The sequence below is a fragment of the Pseudomonas sp. MDT1-17 genome (genome assembly GCF_054898105.1).
Window position 1 is genome coordinate 2,579,245 of sequence record NZ_JBUBVM010000001.1, and the last position, 14,701, is coordinate 2,593,945.

General features: G+C 59.1%; 15 protein-coding genes. 9 read left to right on the plus strand and 6 right to left on the minus strand.

The window, feature by feature from the left end; translation table 11 throughout:
* Positions 1–4 precede the first annotated feature (4 nt).
* The 3 genes from ACYZTX_RS11880 (at position 5) to sthA (ending at position 4,219) form a co-directional block, all read left to right on the plus strand.
* Positions 5–1,468 (plus strand): glyceraldehyde-3-phosphate dehydrogenase, encoded by a 1,464-nt coding sequence (locus tag ACYZTX_RS11880; protein ID WP_462034198.1) that lies wholly within the window; start codon positions 5–7, stop codon positions 1,466–1,468.
* Between the two features lie 168 nt (positions 1,469–1,636).
* Positions 1,637–2,617, plus strand: a complete 981-nt coding sequence (locus ACYZTX_RS11885) for an FAD:protein FMN transferase (protein ID WP_462034199.1) — start codon at positions 1,637–1,639, stop codon at positions 2,615–2,617.
* 207 nt (positions 2,618–2,824) lie between these two features.
* Complete coding sequence (gene sthA, locus ACYZTX_RS11890) at positions 2,825–4,219, plus strand: Si-specific NAD(P)(+) transhydrogenase (RefSeq protein ID WP_129442932.1); 1,395 nt, start codon at positions 2,825–2,827, stop codon at positions 4,217–4,219.
* Positions 4,220–4,261: 42 nt separating this feature from the next.
* Here sthA and ACYZTX_RS11895 read toward each other — a convergent pair whose 3' ends face one another.
* Positions 4,262–4,984 (minus strand): glycerophosphodiester phosphodiesterase, encoded by a 723-nt coding sequence (locus ACYZTX_RS11895; RefSeq protein WP_462034200.1) that lies wholly within the window; start codon positions 4,982–4,984, stop codon positions 4,262–4,264.
* A gap of 14 nt (positions 4,985–4,998) precedes the next feature.
* Positions 4,999–5,580 carry a PilZ domain-containing protein gene (locus ACYZTX_RS11900; RefSeq protein ID WP_462034201.1) on the minus strand — a complete coding sequence of 194 codons (582 nt, stop codon included), beginning with the start codon at positions 5,578–5,580 and terminating at the stop codon, positions 4,999–5,001.
* 94 nt (positions 5,581–5,674) lie between these two features.
* Between ACYZTX_RS11900 and ACYZTX_RS11905 the strand changes: the two genes are divergently transcribed.
* The 3 genes from ACYZTX_RS11905 to ACYZTX_RS11915 all read left to right on the plus strand — a co-directional run bounded on the left by ACYZTX_RS11905 (position 5,675) and on the right by ACYZTX_RS11915 (position 8,927).
* Entirely contained in the window at positions 5,675–6,925 is a 1,251-nt protein-coding gene (locus ACYZTX_RS11905; protein ID WP_462034202.1) for a lipoprotein-releasing ABC transporter permease subunit, read from the plus strand.
* 7 nt (positions 6,926–6,932) lie between these two features.
* Complete coding sequence (lolD, locus tag ACYZTX_RS11910) at positions 6,933–7,616, plus strand: lipoprotein-releasing ABC transporter ATP-binding protein LolD (protein WP_462022059.1); 684 nt, start codon at positions 6,933–6,935, stop codon at positions 7,614–7,616.
* 66 nt (positions 7,617–7,682) lie between these two features.
* Complete coding sequence (locus ACYZTX_RS11915) at positions 7,683–8,927, plus strand: lipoprotein-releasing ABC transporter permease subunit (RefSeq protein ID WP_462034203.1); 1,245 nt, start codon at positions 7,683–7,685, stop codon at positions 8,925–8,927.
* 138 nt (positions 8,928–9,065) lie between these two features.
* On the opposite strand, the gene ACYZTX_RS11920 is transcribed toward ACYZTX_RS11915, so the two are convergent.
* Positions 9,066–10,415, minus strand: coding sequence for a heavy metal sensor histidine kinase (locus tag ACYZTX_RS11920; RefSeq protein ID WP_462034204.1), 1,350 nt, complete (start codon positions 10,413–10,415; stop codon positions 9,066–9,068).
* On the minus strand, positions 10,415–11,095 hold the full coding sequence (locus ACYZTX_RS11925; RefSeq protein WP_462034205.1) for a heavy metal response regulator transcription factor: 681 nt from the start codon (positions 11,093–11,095) through the stop codon (positions 10,415–10,417). Before ACYZTX_RS11925 ends, ACYZTX_RS11920 begins: the two co-directional genes overlap by 1 nt.
* A gap of 155 nt (positions 11,096–11,250) precedes the next feature.
* Between ACYZTX_RS11925 and copI the strand changes: the two genes are divergently transcribed.
* Both copI and queF read left to right on the plus strand, forming a co-directional pair.
* Positions 11,251–11,772, plus strand: coding sequence for a copper-resistant cuproprotein CopI (gene copI, locus ACYZTX_RS11930; RefSeq protein ID WP_462034206.1), 522 nt, complete (start codon positions 11,251–11,253; stop codon positions 11,770–11,772).
* Between the two features lie 61 nt (positions 11,773–11,833).
* Complete coding sequence (queF, locus tag ACYZTX_RS11935; protein ID WP_462034207.1) at positions 11,834–12,664, plus strand: NADPH-dependent 7-cyano-7-deazaguanine reductase QueF; 831 nt, start codon at positions 11,834–11,836, stop codon at positions 12,662–12,664.
* Between the two features lie 79 nt (positions 12,665–12,743).
* On the opposite strand, the gene ACYZTX_RS11940 is transcribed toward queF, so the two are convergent.
* On the minus strand, positions 12,744–13,007 hold the full coding sequence (locus tag ACYZTX_RS11940; RefSeq protein WP_462034208.1) for a DUF4404 family protein: 264 nt from the start codon (positions 13,005–13,007) through the stop codon (positions 12,744–12,746).
* 110 nt (positions 13,008–13,117) lie between these two features.
* Positions 13,118–13,738, minus strand: a complete 621-nt coding sequence (locus ACYZTX_RS11945; RefSeq protein ID WP_462034209.1) for an HAD family phosphatase — start codon at positions 13,736–13,738, stop codon at positions 13,118–13,120.
* 200 nt (positions 13,739–13,938) lie between these two features.
* Between ACYZTX_RS11945 and ACYZTX_RS11950 the strand changes: the two genes are divergently transcribed.
* Positions 13,939–14,628, plus strand: a complete 690-nt coding sequence (locus ACYZTX_RS11950; RefSeq protein WP_462034210.1) for an MlaA family lipoprotein — start codon at positions 13,939–13,941, stop codon at positions 14,626–14,628.
* Positions 14,629–14,701: the final 73 nt, after the last annotated feature.

Sequence of the window (14,701 nt, forward strand, 5' to 3'; positions counted from 1 at the left end):
ACATATGTGGAAGGTTCCCGTGACTCAGAAGCCCGACCAGTGTCTTGGTGAATGGATCGACCGTGAAGCACTCGCAGAAGCGATGATTCCGCTTATCGGTCAGCTCTACCGCAACAACAGCGTGGTGAGCTCGATCTATGGCCGCAGCCTGATCAATCGTTCAGTCATTGCGATTCTCAAAGCTCACCGCTTTGCTCGTCATCGTCAGTCCGATGACAGCGAATTGTCCGTCCACGAAACATTCCCGCTGATCAAAGCGATGAGCGAGCTCAAGCTCGGCGCCGCTTCGGTTGACCTGGGCAAGCTTGCGGTCAAGTTCAAGGCCGAAGGCAATGGTCGCACTGCCGAGCAGTTCGTCCGCGAAGAACTGGCTGACGTCGTTGGTCAGCAAAACGTTGCCGCTCGTAAAGGCACCGACGTTGTCCTGTACGGCTTCGGTCGTATCGGCCGTCTGCTGGCGCGCATCCTGATCGAGAAAACCGGTGGTGGCGACGGCCTGCGTCTGCGCGCCATCGTTGTCCGCAAGGGCGCCGAGAACGATCTGGTCAAGCGTGCAAGCCTGCTGCGTCGTGACTCGGTTCATGGTCCGTTCGATGGCACCATCACTATTGATGAAGCCAACAACACCATCACCGCCAACGGCAACCTGATCCAGGTTATCTACGCGAAAAACCCGACTGAAGTGGATTACACCCAGTACGGCATCAAAGACGCGCTGCTGGTGGACAACACCGGCGTATGGCGTGACGCCGACGGCCTGGGTCAACACCTGGCTTGCCCGGGTATCGACCGCGTTGTTCTGACCGCGCCGGGCAAAGGCAAGCTGAAGAACATCGTTCACGGCATCAACCACGGTGAAATCACCGCTGATGACAAGATCGTTTCTGCTGCTTCGTGCACCACCAACGCCATCGTGCCGGTGCTCAAAGCCGTCAACGACAAGTTCGGCATCATCAATGGTCACGTTGAAACTGTTCACTCGTACACCAACGACCAGAACCTGATCGACAACTTCCATAAAGGCGATCGCCGTGGCCGTAGCGCCGCGTTGAACATGGTTATCACCGAGACCGGTGCTGCCACCGCTGCTGCCAAGGCGCTGCCTGAACTGGCCGGCAAGCTGACCGGTAACGCGATTCGCGTTCCGACGCCAAACGTGTCGATGGCCATTCTCAACCTGAACCTTGAGAAAGCCGCCACCCGTGAAGAGATGAACGATTACCTGCGCTACATGGCGTTGCACTCCGATCTGCACAAGCAAATCGACTACGTCAACTCGCAGGAAGTGGTTTCCACCGACTTCGTTGGCTCGCGCCACGCAGGCGTTGTGGACGCTGAAGCGACCATCAGCCAAGACAACCGCGTTGTTCTGTACGTTTGGTACGACAACGAATTCGGTTACAGCTGCCAGGTGGTTCGCGTGATGGAAGATATGGCCGGTGTAAACCCGCCAGCATTCCCGCGCTAAGCGTTAGCTGCACATGAAAACGCCCCGACTTTGGTCGGGGCGTTTTTGTTTGTGCGGTGTTCGCTCCCACACTTCTACCGCATAATGGCGAGCCTTGGCGTTGTGTCATGGGACTCTCCAGGGGATGCAGGATTGTTGAAATGGCGGCTGTGCGTTTTTGTGGTCCTGATGGGCGCCCTGTCAGGCTGCGGCAACAGCGATTCCATGGAAAGCTTCGGCGGCCCGACCATGGGCAGCACGTATTCGATCAAGTACCTGCGCCATGCCGGTCTTCCAGTCCCGGCCGAGGTCCGTGTTCAGGTCGAAAAGATCCTCGCTGAGGTCGATCAACAAATGTCGACCTACCGCAGCGACTCGGACATCGAGCGCTTCAACGATCTGCCCGCCAACCGCTGTCAGAAGATGCCCGCGCCGATCCTCAAACTGATGCGAATCGGTGAGCGTCTGTCGGAACAAAGCGAAGGTTCCTTCGACCTTACGGTGGAACCACTGCTCAACCTCTGGGGTTTCGGCCCGCAGGCTCGCGAGGAAAAAATCCCCACGGCCCAAGCGCTGGCCGAAGTGCGGCAGCGCGTCGGTTACCAGCACCTGCGTATCGACGGCGAGCAGCTGTGCAAGGATGCCGCGGTCGAGGTCGACTTCAATAGCATCGCCGCCGGTTATGCGGTCGATACGATTGCCGCAAAACTCGATGGGATGGGCATCCATAACTACCTTGCCGAAGCCACCGGCGAACTCAAGGCGGCCGGTAAAAAACTCGACGGCTCACCGTGGCGCATCGCCCTGGAAGAGCCCCGCGACGACCAGCAAGTGGCCGAGCGCATCATCGATGTCGACGGCTACGGCGTTTCCACCTCCGGCGACTACCGCAATTATTTCGAGCAGGACGGGCGGCGTTATTCCCACACCTTCGATGCCCGCACCGGGGCACCGGTCTTACACACCCTGGCGTCAGTCACGGTGATTCATCCTTCAGCGTTGATGGCCGATGGCTTATCGACGCTGTTGCTGATTCTGGGTCCTGAACGGGGTTGGGACTACGCAGAAAAACACGACATCGGTGCATTCTTTGTGATTCGTGCCGATACAGGTTTCGTCACACGAACCAATCAGGCTTTTGAACGCTTGAGTGGCGCAAAAACCGAATGATGACGGCGATGCACGCATCGAAGACTGGCGTTGTAGTGCAGGCAAAAGTAGCCTACGACGCGACCAAGGGTTAATGTGCGCGGCGTTGACGCTTATATAGACTGTGTCCGGGTTCTGCACTGGCCCCAAATTGTTCCTTCACGCCGCAGATCGGCGTGATTTAGCCGCAGGTGCCGATGGCGCCGCGGCCTGTTCTGAGGAGTACGCATGGCTGTCTACAACTACGACGTGGTGGTGCTGGGTTCCGGCCCGGCGGGAGAAGGCGCGGCAATGAACGCCGCCAAAGCAGGGCGCAAGGTGGCGATGGTCGATAGCCGTCGCCAGGTCGGCGGCAACTGCACCCACCTGGGTACCATCCCGTCCAAGGCACTGCGTCACTCGGTCCGGCAGATCATGCAGTTCAACACCAACCCGATGTTTCGGGCCATTGGTGAGCCACGCTGGTTCTCGTTCCCGGACGTGTTGAAAAGCGCCGAAAAAGTCATCTCCAAACAAGTCGCATCGCGCACGGGCTATTACGCCCGTAACCGCGTCGACGTGTTCTTCGGCACCGGCAGCTTCGCCGACGAGCAAACCATCGAAGTGGTCTGCGCCAACGGCGTGGTCGAAAAACTGGTGGCCAAGCACATCATCATCGCCACCGGTTCGCGTCCTTATCGCCCGGCGGACATCGATTTCCACCACCCGCGTATCTACGATAGCGACACCATCCTCAGCCTCGGCCACACCCCGCGCAAACTCATCGTTTACGGCGCTGGCGTAATCGGTTGCGAATACGCCTCGATCTTCAGCGGTCTGGGTGTACTCGTTGAGCTGGTGGACAACCGCGGTCAGTTGCTGAGCTTCCTCGACTCGGAAATTTCCCAGGCCCTGAGCTACCACTTCAGCAACAACAACATCACGGTTCGCCACAACGAAGACTACGACCGCGTCGAAGGCGTGGACAACGGTGTGATCCTGCACCTCAAGTCGGGCAAGAAGATCAAGGCCGACGCCTTGCTCTGGTGCAACGGTCGTACCGGCAACACCGATCAGTTGGGTCTGGAAAACATCGGCGTGAAGGTCAACAGCCGTGGCCAGATCGAAGTGGACGAGGCCTACCGTACCTGCAAGCCGAACATCTACGGCGCCGGTGACGTGATCGGCTGGCCGAGCCTGGCCAGTGCCGCTCACGACCAGGGTCGTTCGGCCGCTGGCAGCATCGTTGACAACCATAGCTGGCGCTTCGTCAACGACGTGCCGACCGGTATCTATACCATTCCGGAGATCAGCTCGATCGGCAAGAACGAGCAGGAGTTGACTCAGGCCAAAGTGCCGTACGAAGTGGGCAAGGCGTTCTTCAAGGGCATGGCGCGTGCACAGATCGCCGGCGAGCCTCAGGGCATGCTGAAGATTCTGTTCCACCGCGAAACCCTGGAAGTGCTGGGCGTTCACTGCTTCGGTTACCAAGCGTCGGAGATCGTTCACATTGGTCAGGCGATCATGAACCAGCCGGGCGAACTGAACACGCTGAAGTACTTCGTCAACACGACGTTCAACTACCCGACCATGGCCGAAGCCTATCGGGTAGCGGCGTACGATGGCCTCAACCGGCTTTTTTGAGTGGCTCCGGCCGGTGGCCTGAGCCGGCCGGGGAGACCGATTTCAGCAATTCTCGAGCGTGGCGCTGGCCAAACCGGGAAAGTCTGTAATCAGGCTGTCAACGCCGAAGTCGGCGAGTCTGCGCATTAGCGCGGGCTCGTTGACTGTCCATACCGACACATGCAGCCCCTGACGCTGCGCCTTCTGCAGGCGTTCCGGCGTACACAGGGTCCAGTTCAGCGCCAGAATCTCACAGCCATAGCTTTGCGCGACCTTCAACGGGTCGAGCCAGGCGTACTCGGCCACCAATCCGCGGGACACATCCGGCACCAGGTCCAGCGCGGCTTTCAACACTTCGCGTGAACTCGAGGTGATCGTGACCTTGTCGAGCAAGCCGAAACGCTGAGCCAACTCGCGAATCGCCAACACCGTCGTCGCGGCGCGGGTGCGTGAGGCGCTTTTGACTTCCAGTTGCCAGTGCTCGAAATCGCATTTCTCGAACAGTTCTTCCAGTGTGGGAATCGGGCAGGGCTTGATCCAGCCCGGGCCGCCAATGCGCGCGTCGTAGGTCACCAGATTGGCCGCCGTGTGCTCGACGACTTTGCCGCGTCGGTCGGTGGTGCGCTTGAGTGTCGGGTCATGGATGACCATCAACTCGCCGTCCATGGACAGGTGCAGGTCCAGTTCGCAGCGGCGTACGCCGTGCTTGAGACATTGCTGAAAGCTGGTCAGCGTGTTTTCCGGTGCTTCGCCCTTGGCGCCGCGATGGCCGTAGATGAGAGTCACGGTTCTTCCTTAAATTAAATGCCTGATTCGTTTTGTTCGCGGGCCAGACGTCGTTCCTGGGCCTGCTTCTGCAAAATGTAGCGGGCCAGCAATTGGCGCTGGGCATCGGAGGGGTACTCGAACTCGGTACCGACGTCGTAGCCGTCGCCTTTGCGATCGCAATGGGTGACCCGGGCCCGCAGTAACAGACCGAGGGATTGCGGCATCAGCACCAGTTTGACCGACAGGTGTGCACCCTCGGCAATGGGCGTCGGATGCTGAAACTCGATCCCGCCCTCGGAAATGATCACCGGCTGCGGCTCGCCGATTTGCCCGAGCACGGTGATTGCGATCACCTGGCTCAGTAAATCGATGCGTTTATTCTGGGATTTCAGGAACGCCGCGAGGTTCCGGTCGCGCTCATTGATCTGGCGCAACAAGTGCTGTGACTCGAATTCGCTCAGGTGCAGTTCGCTGAGCAAATTGAACAGAGGAGAAGCATCCTGCAACACTTCCTGGCCTGCGGCTTCGGGAGCGGACAGGGGCCGAATTTCCAGTGCGATCGTGTCCTCGATACGGTAGTATTCGCGGCGATCTTCTTCATCTAATGTCGACATGGCGAACCCATGGTAGCGGCGGTGGTCTGAGTGTAAAGCTGGTTATCGACCCCCGCCACAAGGACGTTCCTTTTCCCTCCGAACAAGCCCCGACATGTTCAGACCTCTCTTCGTATTTATTGGCACGCGTTATACCCGTGCAAAGCGTCGCAATCATTTTGTGTCGTTCATTTCCCTGACTTCGATGATCGGGCTCGCCCTTGGTGTGGTCGTGATGATCGTTGTACTTTCGGTCATGAACGGCTTCGATCATGAGATGCGCACCCGCGTGCTGGGCATGGTGCCCCACGCGACCATCGAGTCCGGTGAACCGATCAGCGACTGGAAAAGCCTGGCCGCCAAGGTCAAGCAGAACCCGCAGGTGACGGCCGTGGCGCCGTTTACCCAGATGCAGGGTTTGCTGACCAACAACGGCAAGGTCTCCAAAGTCCTGCTCAATGCCATCGACCCTGCGCTGGAACGGCAGGTCTCGATCATTGATAACTTCATGCAGCAGGGCAAACTCGACGACCTGGCGCCGGGCAGTTTCGGCATCGTCATCGGCGACAAGGCGGCGGCCAAGCTTGGCGCGGCGATCGGCGACAAACTGACGTTTGTGGCGCCGGAAGTCACCGTGACCCCGGCCGGGATGTTCCCGCGTATGAAACGCTTCACGGTGGTCGGCATCTTCCATGTCGGCGCCGGCGAGCTGGATGGCTACCTGGGCATCACCAATCTTCAGGATCTGGCCAAACTGCATCGCTGGAAACCGGATCAGGTCCAGGGCATTCGCCTGAAGTTCGACGACCTGTTCCAGGCGCCACGTGTCGCGTGGACCATCGCACAGCAGCTTGGCGAAGACCATTTCTATGCCCGCGACTGGACGCGCACCCACGGCAATCTGTATCAAGCGATCCGCATGGAGAAAGCCATGATCGGTTTGCTGTTGCTGCTGATCGTCGCCGTCGCTGCGTTCAACATTATTTCCACACTGGTGATGGTGGTGAACGACAAGAAGGGCGACATCGCGATTCTGCGCACCCTTGGCTCCACGCCGGGGCAGATCATGGCGATCTTCATGGTCCAGGGCACGGTCATTGGTGTGATCGGTACGCTGATCGGCGCCGTGGTCGGGATTTTCGCCGCGCTGAACGTCAGCGCCGCAATTTCGGCCCTCGAAGGCCTGATCGGGCACAAGTTCCTCAACGCCGACGTGTACTTCATCGATTACCTGCCGTCGCAAGTGCAGAGCCAGGATGTGTTGATGGTCTGCGCCGCCGCGTTGGTCCTGAGTTTCCTCGCCACCCTGTATCCAGCCTGGCGTGCCGCGCGCACCCAGCCTGCGGAGGCGCTACGTTATGAGTGAGTCGGGCATGAGTGATAAAGCAATCTTGAGCTGCCGCAACCTGGGCAAATCCTACGAGGAAGGCCCGGAATCGGTAGAAGTTCTGGCGGGTCTGCAACTGGAACTGCATCCGGGTGAGCGCGTGGCGATTGTCGGCACCTCGGGTTCGGGCAAAAGTACCTTGCTCAACCTGCTGGGCGGCCTCGATACGCCGACCAAGGGCAGCGTCTGGCTGGCCGGCGAAGAGTTGTCGGCGCTGAACGAAAAGGCTCGCGGTTTGCTGCGCAATCGGTCGCTGGGTTTCGTTTACCAGTTCCACCACTTGCTGCCCGAGTTCACCGCACTGGAAAACGTCTGCATGCCACTGCTGATCGGCAAGACCGCGATCCCGGAGGCGCGTCAGCGTGCGACGGCATTGCTGGAGCGGGTAGGGCTGGGGCATCGTCTGGAACACAAGCCTTCGGAACTGTCCGGTGGTGAACGTCAGCGTGTGGCCATCGCCCGCGCCCTGGTGAACAAGCCAGGCCTGGTGATGCTCGACGAGCCGACCGGCAACCTCGACTCCCACACCGCCCAGGGCATTCAGGATTTGATGCTGGAACTCAGCACCTCGATGCGCACGGCGTTTCTGGTGGTGACTCACGACATGAACCTGGCTCGCCAGATGGATCGCGTCCTGCATTTGCAGGAAGGTTGCCTGACGCCCATCTGATTGGCCGAAACCCGGCGCAACTGAAAAGTGCGTCGGGTCTTTTATTTTTATACGGTGCCCCAGCGAATGTTCAGACCGTTATCGATCTTTATCGGCACGCGCTATACCCGCGCCAAGCGCCGCAATCGCTTTGTTTCCTTCATCTCGATGACCTCGATGATCGGCCTCGCCCTGGGCGTGCTGGCGATGATCGTGGTGCTGTCGGTGATGAACGGCTTCCAGCGCGAAATGAGCTCGCGCATCCTCGGCATGGTGCCTCACGCGACGATCGTCGGCGTCAATCCGATCGATGATTGGCAGCCCGTCGCTGCTGCGGCCATGAAGAATCCTGAGGTGACGGCCGCCGTGCCGTTCACCGAGATGGAAGGCATGCTGTCCTACAAGGGGACGATGCAGCCGATCCAGGTCAGCGGCGTTGATCCGGCGCTGGAAGGCAAAGTTTCGATCGTCGCCCAGCACATTGTTCAGGGCCGTCTCGATGCCTTGAAACCGGGTGAGTTCGGCGTAGTGATCGGCGAGATCACGGCGCGCCGCTTCCGCTTGAACGTCGGCGACAAGATCACCCTGATCGTGCCGGAAGTCAGCAACGCACCGGGCGGCATCACCCCGCGCATGCAGCGCTTGAACGTGGTCGGCGTGTTCAAGGTCGGCGCCGAGCTGGACGGTTCGATGGCGCTGATCCACGTGGCCGATGCCGCGCAGATGCAGCACTGGGCGCCGAATCAGGTGCAGAGCGTGCGCCTGGCGGTGAAGGATTTGTACGCGGCGCCGAAGGTTTCCAACGATATTGCGGGCGGGCTGGGCACCGCTTACAAGGCTGACGACTGGACCCACACTCAGGGCAGTCTGTTCAGCGCGATGAAAATGGAAAAAACCATGATCGGCCTGTTGTTGCTGATGATCGTCGCGGTGGCGGCGTTCAACATCATCGCAACCCTGATCATGGTGGTGAACGACAAGGGCGCGGACATCGCGATCCTGCGCACCATTGGTGCCACGCCGGGACAAATCATGGCGATCTTCATGGTTCAGGGCACGGTGATCGGGATTGTCGGCACTTTGATCGGTGGCGTGCTTGGCGTGATTGCGGCGCTGAATGTCAGTGAGCTGGTGGGCTGGATGGAGCGGGTCAGTGGGCAGCACATCTTCAGTTCTGACGTGTACTTCGTCAGTAACTTGCCGTCTGAATTGCAGGGTGGGGATGTGTTGTTGATCTGCTCCGCGGGTTTCATTCTGAGCTTCCTCGCCACCGTTTACCCGGCATGGCGTGCAGCGAAGATCGAGCCGGCTCACGCGTTGCGGTATTCGTAAGCCGTTACACCGCTATCGTCGGAACGCCGCCCGGAGCAAGCTCGCTCCCACAGTTGATCGAGTTGAATCACACATTTGTGAACGACTCCGAACCCTGTGGGAGCGGGCTTGCCCGCGATGAGGTCAGCTCTGCTGGTCTCAATCTCCCTTTGGTAACTCAATCACAAACCTGGTCCACCCGTTATCCGACTCGCAACGAATCTGCCCGCCATGGGCACGGATGATGGACTGAGTAATCGCCAACCCCAATCCCGCATGTTCACTACTGCCTTCCTGGCGCGCCGGATCAGCCCGGTAGAAGCGATCAAATAAACGCGGCAGCAACGCCCCGTCAATTCCGTCTCCACTGTTCTCAACAGTCAGCCTCAACCCTTTGGCTTGCTCGACGATCCGCACCCGAACCTCGCCCTGGGCAGGCGTAAACCGCAACGCATTGTCCAGCAAATTGGAAAGCGCCCGCCGCAACATACTGCGATCGCCCTGCATGAGCGCACTGCCTTCACGACTTAATGTCACCTGCGCGTCCTCCGCCAGCGGCGCAAAAAACTCCAGCAATAAATCCGCTTCTTCCGCCAGCTCCAGCGGTTCGCGCTTGGGCGTCAACAACCCGTGGTCAGCCTTGGCCAGGTACAACATGTCGTTAACCAGTTGCGCCATCCATTGCAGTTCTTCGAGGTTGCTGTGCAGTGCTTCGCGATAATCCTCGATGGGACGTGGGCGGGTGAGGGTGACCTGGGTGTGGGTCAGCAGGTTCGACAACGGCGTGCGTAATTCGTGGGCGATGTCAGCGGAGAAGGCCGAGAGCCGTTGAAAAGAGTCGTCAAGGCGTCCGAGCATGGCGTTGAAGTTGTGGGCCATTTCCGCGAGCTCTGGTGGCATGTTTTCTTCGGGCAGGCGTGCATTGAGCGATTGCGCCGAAACGCCCCGGGCGACCGCGCTCATATGCCGTAACGGATACAACCCGCTGCGCGCCGCCCAGGCACCAAGCAGGGCAGTGGCCAGTGCTGACAAACCGACTGTCAGCCAGATCAGGTGCTGCATGCGTTGCAGAAAGTGCTGGTGATGGGTGATGTCCAGCAGCAAGGTCAGCTGCGGCGAGTCGGGTTTGTCGAGATACAACGGAGCGTTGAGGACGCGGTAGTCTGTACCGTCGTTGCTCACCGTGGACAAGCCCGCCTGGGTAGGCAATGTCTGGGGCAGACGAGTCGAACTGTCATACCAACGCTTGCCGTCGCTGCCGGTGATTCGCAGCGACAGATCAGCCTGTCGGCTCAATTCATCGGCCAGTTTGACTTCGCTTTCACTCGACTGAATGTCATTAAGTGCCCGGCGCAAGCCAATCAACTTACCGTCCAGCAACTGCTGATCGAGTTCAACGAAATGCGCTTCACTGGCCCGGTTGAACAACACTCCGGCGAACAATGAAACGACGGCGGTGCACGCCGCAAACAGTAGCGCCAGGCGACTGCTTAACGAGAGTCGACGCATCAGGCGGGGCGCTCTTCAAGGACATAACCCATGCCGCGCACGGTGTGGATCAACTTGTTGGGGAATTCATCGTCGATCTTCAGGCGCAAACGACGGATCGCCACTTCGATGACATTGGTGTCACTGTCGAAATTCATGTCCCAGACCTGGGATGCAATCAGCGACTTGGGAAGGACTTCGCCTTGCCTGCGCAGGAGCATTTCCAGCAGGGCAAATTCCTTGGCCGTCAGGTCGATGCGCTGACCGCTGCGCTCGACCCGGCGGCGGATCAGATCAAGGCGCAAGTCCGCCAGTTGCAGGCTGGTTTCCTGAGGAGTGGCGCTACCGCGTCGTAGCAGGCTGCGGACCCGGGCCAACAGTTCGGAGAAGGCGAAAGGTTTGACCAGGTAATCGTCGGCGCCCAGTTCGAGGCCGTGAACCCTGTCCTCCACCGCGTCTCGCGCTGTAAGAAACAATACCGGTGTGTCGAGGCCGGCACCGCGCACCGCTTGCAGAATCTGCCAGCCATCGCGGCCGGGCAGCATCACATCGAGAATCAACAGGGCGTAATCGCCGGTCAGCGCCAATTGCTGGCCGGTGCAGCCGTCCGCCACCAACTCAGTGTTGAAGCCGGCCTCGGTCAGGCCCTGGCGCAGGTAGTGGCCAGTTTTCGGTTGGTCTTCGACGATCAGTAGTTTCATGGGCAACTCGGGATGAATGGAACGAACGCTTTATACCGTGGGCGGCGTTAGTACAGGCCAACCTTACAAACTTGTAATCTGGCTGTCAGGTAGCGGGCAGGCGCAGCAGTTTAGAGTTTTCCACAGGCTGAACCTTACCTTGTTGGAGTACGACTATGTTTTTGCGCAAATCACTGGTGCGGGCCGCGTGTTTGCTGGCGTTGAGCTCGCCGGCGTGGGCTTCCCCGGCGCCGGCCTACGATTTCGGTCAATCGGCCCCGGCGGCCAAGGCGACTCGTAGCGTTGAAGTTGTCATGGGCGACATGTCGTTTACCCCCAAGGCGATTGATATCAAGGCCGGTGAGACGGTTCGGTTTGTGTTGGTGAATAAAGGCCAGTTGTTGCACGAATTCAACCTTGGTGACGCAGCGATGCATGCCAGGCATCAGCAGGAAATGATGAAGATGCAGCAAAGCGGCATGCTCACGCCTACAGGCATGGAGGATATGGACCACGGCTCAATGCCCGGTCTGGATCATGGAATGAAGCACGACGACCCTAACAGCGTGCTCGTGGAGCCGGGTAAAACCGCCGAGCTGACCTGGATCTTCCGCAAGGCCACCAACCTGGAATTTGCCTGCAACATCCCCGGTCATTACCAGTCCGGGATGGTCGGCAAGTTGACTGTCAGTCAGTAAGCACTCAAAGGCGGGAGCAAAGGCTGGTAGAATCCGCTGATTCTTCAGTCAGGTTTCCGCCATGCATCCCGCAGCCGAACACTCGCCGCTGGGCAAATCCAGCGAATACATCGCCACCTACACGCCGTCGTTGCTGTTCCCGATCCCGCGCACCGCGAAATGGGCCGAACTGGGCCTGACGGCTGAAACCCTGCCCTACAAAGGCGTGGATTTCTGGAACTGCTTCGAACTGTCGTGGCTATTGCCGTCGGGCAAGCCAGTGGTGGCCATTGGTGAATTCAGCATCCCGGCGGATTCACCGAATATCATCGAGTCGAAGTCGTTCAAGCTGTACCTCAACTCCCTGAACCAGACACCGTTTGCCGACGCCGCAAGCCTCGAATCGACGTTGGCGAAAGACCTGTCGGCCGCTGCCGGTAAACCGGTCGGCGTGCGCATTCGCAGCCTGCGCGACGTAGAAGCGGAAGGCGTCGTGGCATTGCCGGGCGTGTGTATTGATGACTTGGACATTAGCGTCAGCAACTACGAGCGTCCGCGTCCTGAGCTATTGCGTTGTGATGAATCGCGCACAGTGGAGGAGAGCGTGCACAGTCATTTGCTCAAATCCAACTGCCCGGTCACCAGCCAGCCGGACTGGGGCAGCGTGGCGGTGGAATACCGTGGCGCGGCGCTGGATCACGCGAGTTTGCTGGAGTACATCGTGAGTTTCCGTCAGCACTCCGACTTCCACGAACAGTGCGTGGAGCGGATTTTCCTCGACCTGCAACGGTTGCTGAAACCGGAGAAATTGACGGTGTATGCGCGGTATGTACGGCGCGGTGGGTTGGACATCAACCCGTATCGCAGCACTGAAGAAGTGCAGTTGCCGAACCATCGTCTGGTCCGCCAGTAAAGAACCAATGTGGGATTGCACATCCCGGATATGAAAAAGCCCCGCTAGTGATAGCGGGGCTTTTGCGTATTCGGTGGGTTCAGATCCCCATGTTGCCCAGGGCTTGCACGATGTTGCGCAAAGTGCCGGCCAGGGTCGGGTGATCTATTTCGAAGCGCTCGACGGCCAGGTTCACATTGTCGGCGAGGTTGGTGTCCTGGGTTTTGGTTTCAAGTTCAAGCTCAAGTTCGATTTGTGCCATCAGCGCGTGCAGATCTTCGCGCTCGGCTTCGGTCAGCGGTGGATTCTGTTCCAATTGCTCGCGCAGAGTATTGAGCTGTTGTTGCAGTTCGCGGGCAGGCATGGCGTTCTTCCTTTTATCGATAGGCACTGGCATAGACCGCAGCAGCACGCCAAAGGTCTATGGCTTGACCTTTAGATTAATCCACTCGCGCGCAACCTGCATGATCTCCATCAGGGCTTTTCGCCCTTGAGCCGACGCAGGCTGATATCTGCCAGGCAGGTGTCAAGTTCACCGAGGTGATCGATCACCGAATGCACACCCAGGCCGAACAGTTGCACCGTTGCCTTGCCGCGTTTGAATTCCCGCTCCTGTTGAGTCAGCGCCTGCCAGTCGTTGGGTGCCAGGCCGCAGAGTGAGCCGCAGGACGCCAGCCCAATCGTCCACAATCCGGCATTGAGCCCCGCTTGCAGCAATCGCGGTTCGCCGCTGACCAGCACGCAACCCTCCAGTCGTTCGACATTCAGCGTCATCAAGGCTTGCCAGCAGGCGTGCGGTGCCGGCCATGGATTGTTTGTTTCGGGGTATTGCGAGGGTTTGATCCATGAAGGCAATGCGGCGGCCAGGGAATGGCTGAGGGCAGGGGGGAGCTCATCGAGCCAGACACAGGGAATCTGCTGATGCTGCAAGCTGCGCAGGCTATCCAGCGCACCGGGCGTCGTCTCGGCGTGCACGGCAGAGTGGCTGCCGTGCGTGCGCGTGCGGGCGCCGAAATCCACCAGGCAACCACTGAGGCCGAACAGTACGGCGGTCAGGCTGGGCGCAACGTGGGGTAATGTTTCGGCGTGCGGCATATTAACGTCCCTGAAATAGCCTCAAGGCTAGGGGGCGACGGTGACAGTTGAGTGACACTGAGGTGAATCGCTCACAATCATCGCGAATGATCCGTAGGCTGCTTCGCGCGGTGCTGCCTTAAGCGGCTTTTCCGTCTTATACTAGCCAGCTTTACGCTTGGGCCAAGCGCCCGCGCCAGTACAATCCAAGGAGTTTTTCTATGCGCTGGAGCAATCATCTAGCTCAGCTTTGTGTGTTTGCCAGCGTATTGCTGGTTCCGTTCGTTGCCCAGGCAGCCTCGGAAGACGACCCTTGGGAAAGCATCAACCGTCCGATCTACAGGTTCAACGACGTAGTCGATACCTATGCACTGAAGCCTTTGGCGCAAGGCTATCAGTTCGTGACGCCGCAGTTTCTTGAAGACGGCATTCACAACATGTTCCGCAACGTCGGTGATGTCACCAACCTTGCCAACAACATCTTGCAGGCCAAGCCGGCCGCCGCTGGCGTCGATACCGCACGCTTGATCTTCAACACCACCTTCGGCCTGCTGGGCTTCATCGACGTGGGCACCAAAATGGGCCTGCAACGCAGTGACGAAGACTTCGGCCAGACACTCGGCTACTGGGGTGTGGGTAGCGGCCCGTACGTGATGTTGCCGTTGATGGGGCCAAGCACGCTACGTGACGCGCCGTCCAAGTATGTCGACGGCTACACCGGCCCGTACCCGTACATCCACGACGTGCCCGTGCGTAACTCGATCTTCGGCCTGAACATTGTCGATACGCGTGCCAGCCTGCTGTCGGCCGAGAAGCTGATCAGTGGCGACAAGTACACCTTCATCCGTAATGCGTACTTGCAGAACCGCGAATTCAAAGTCAAAGACGGCCAGGTCGAAGACGATTTTTGATCTCGACCGGTAAAAACGAAAAAAGGCGGCCCGTTGGCCGCCTTCTTTCGTTGGGCCTCCGGGACCGGTTTGA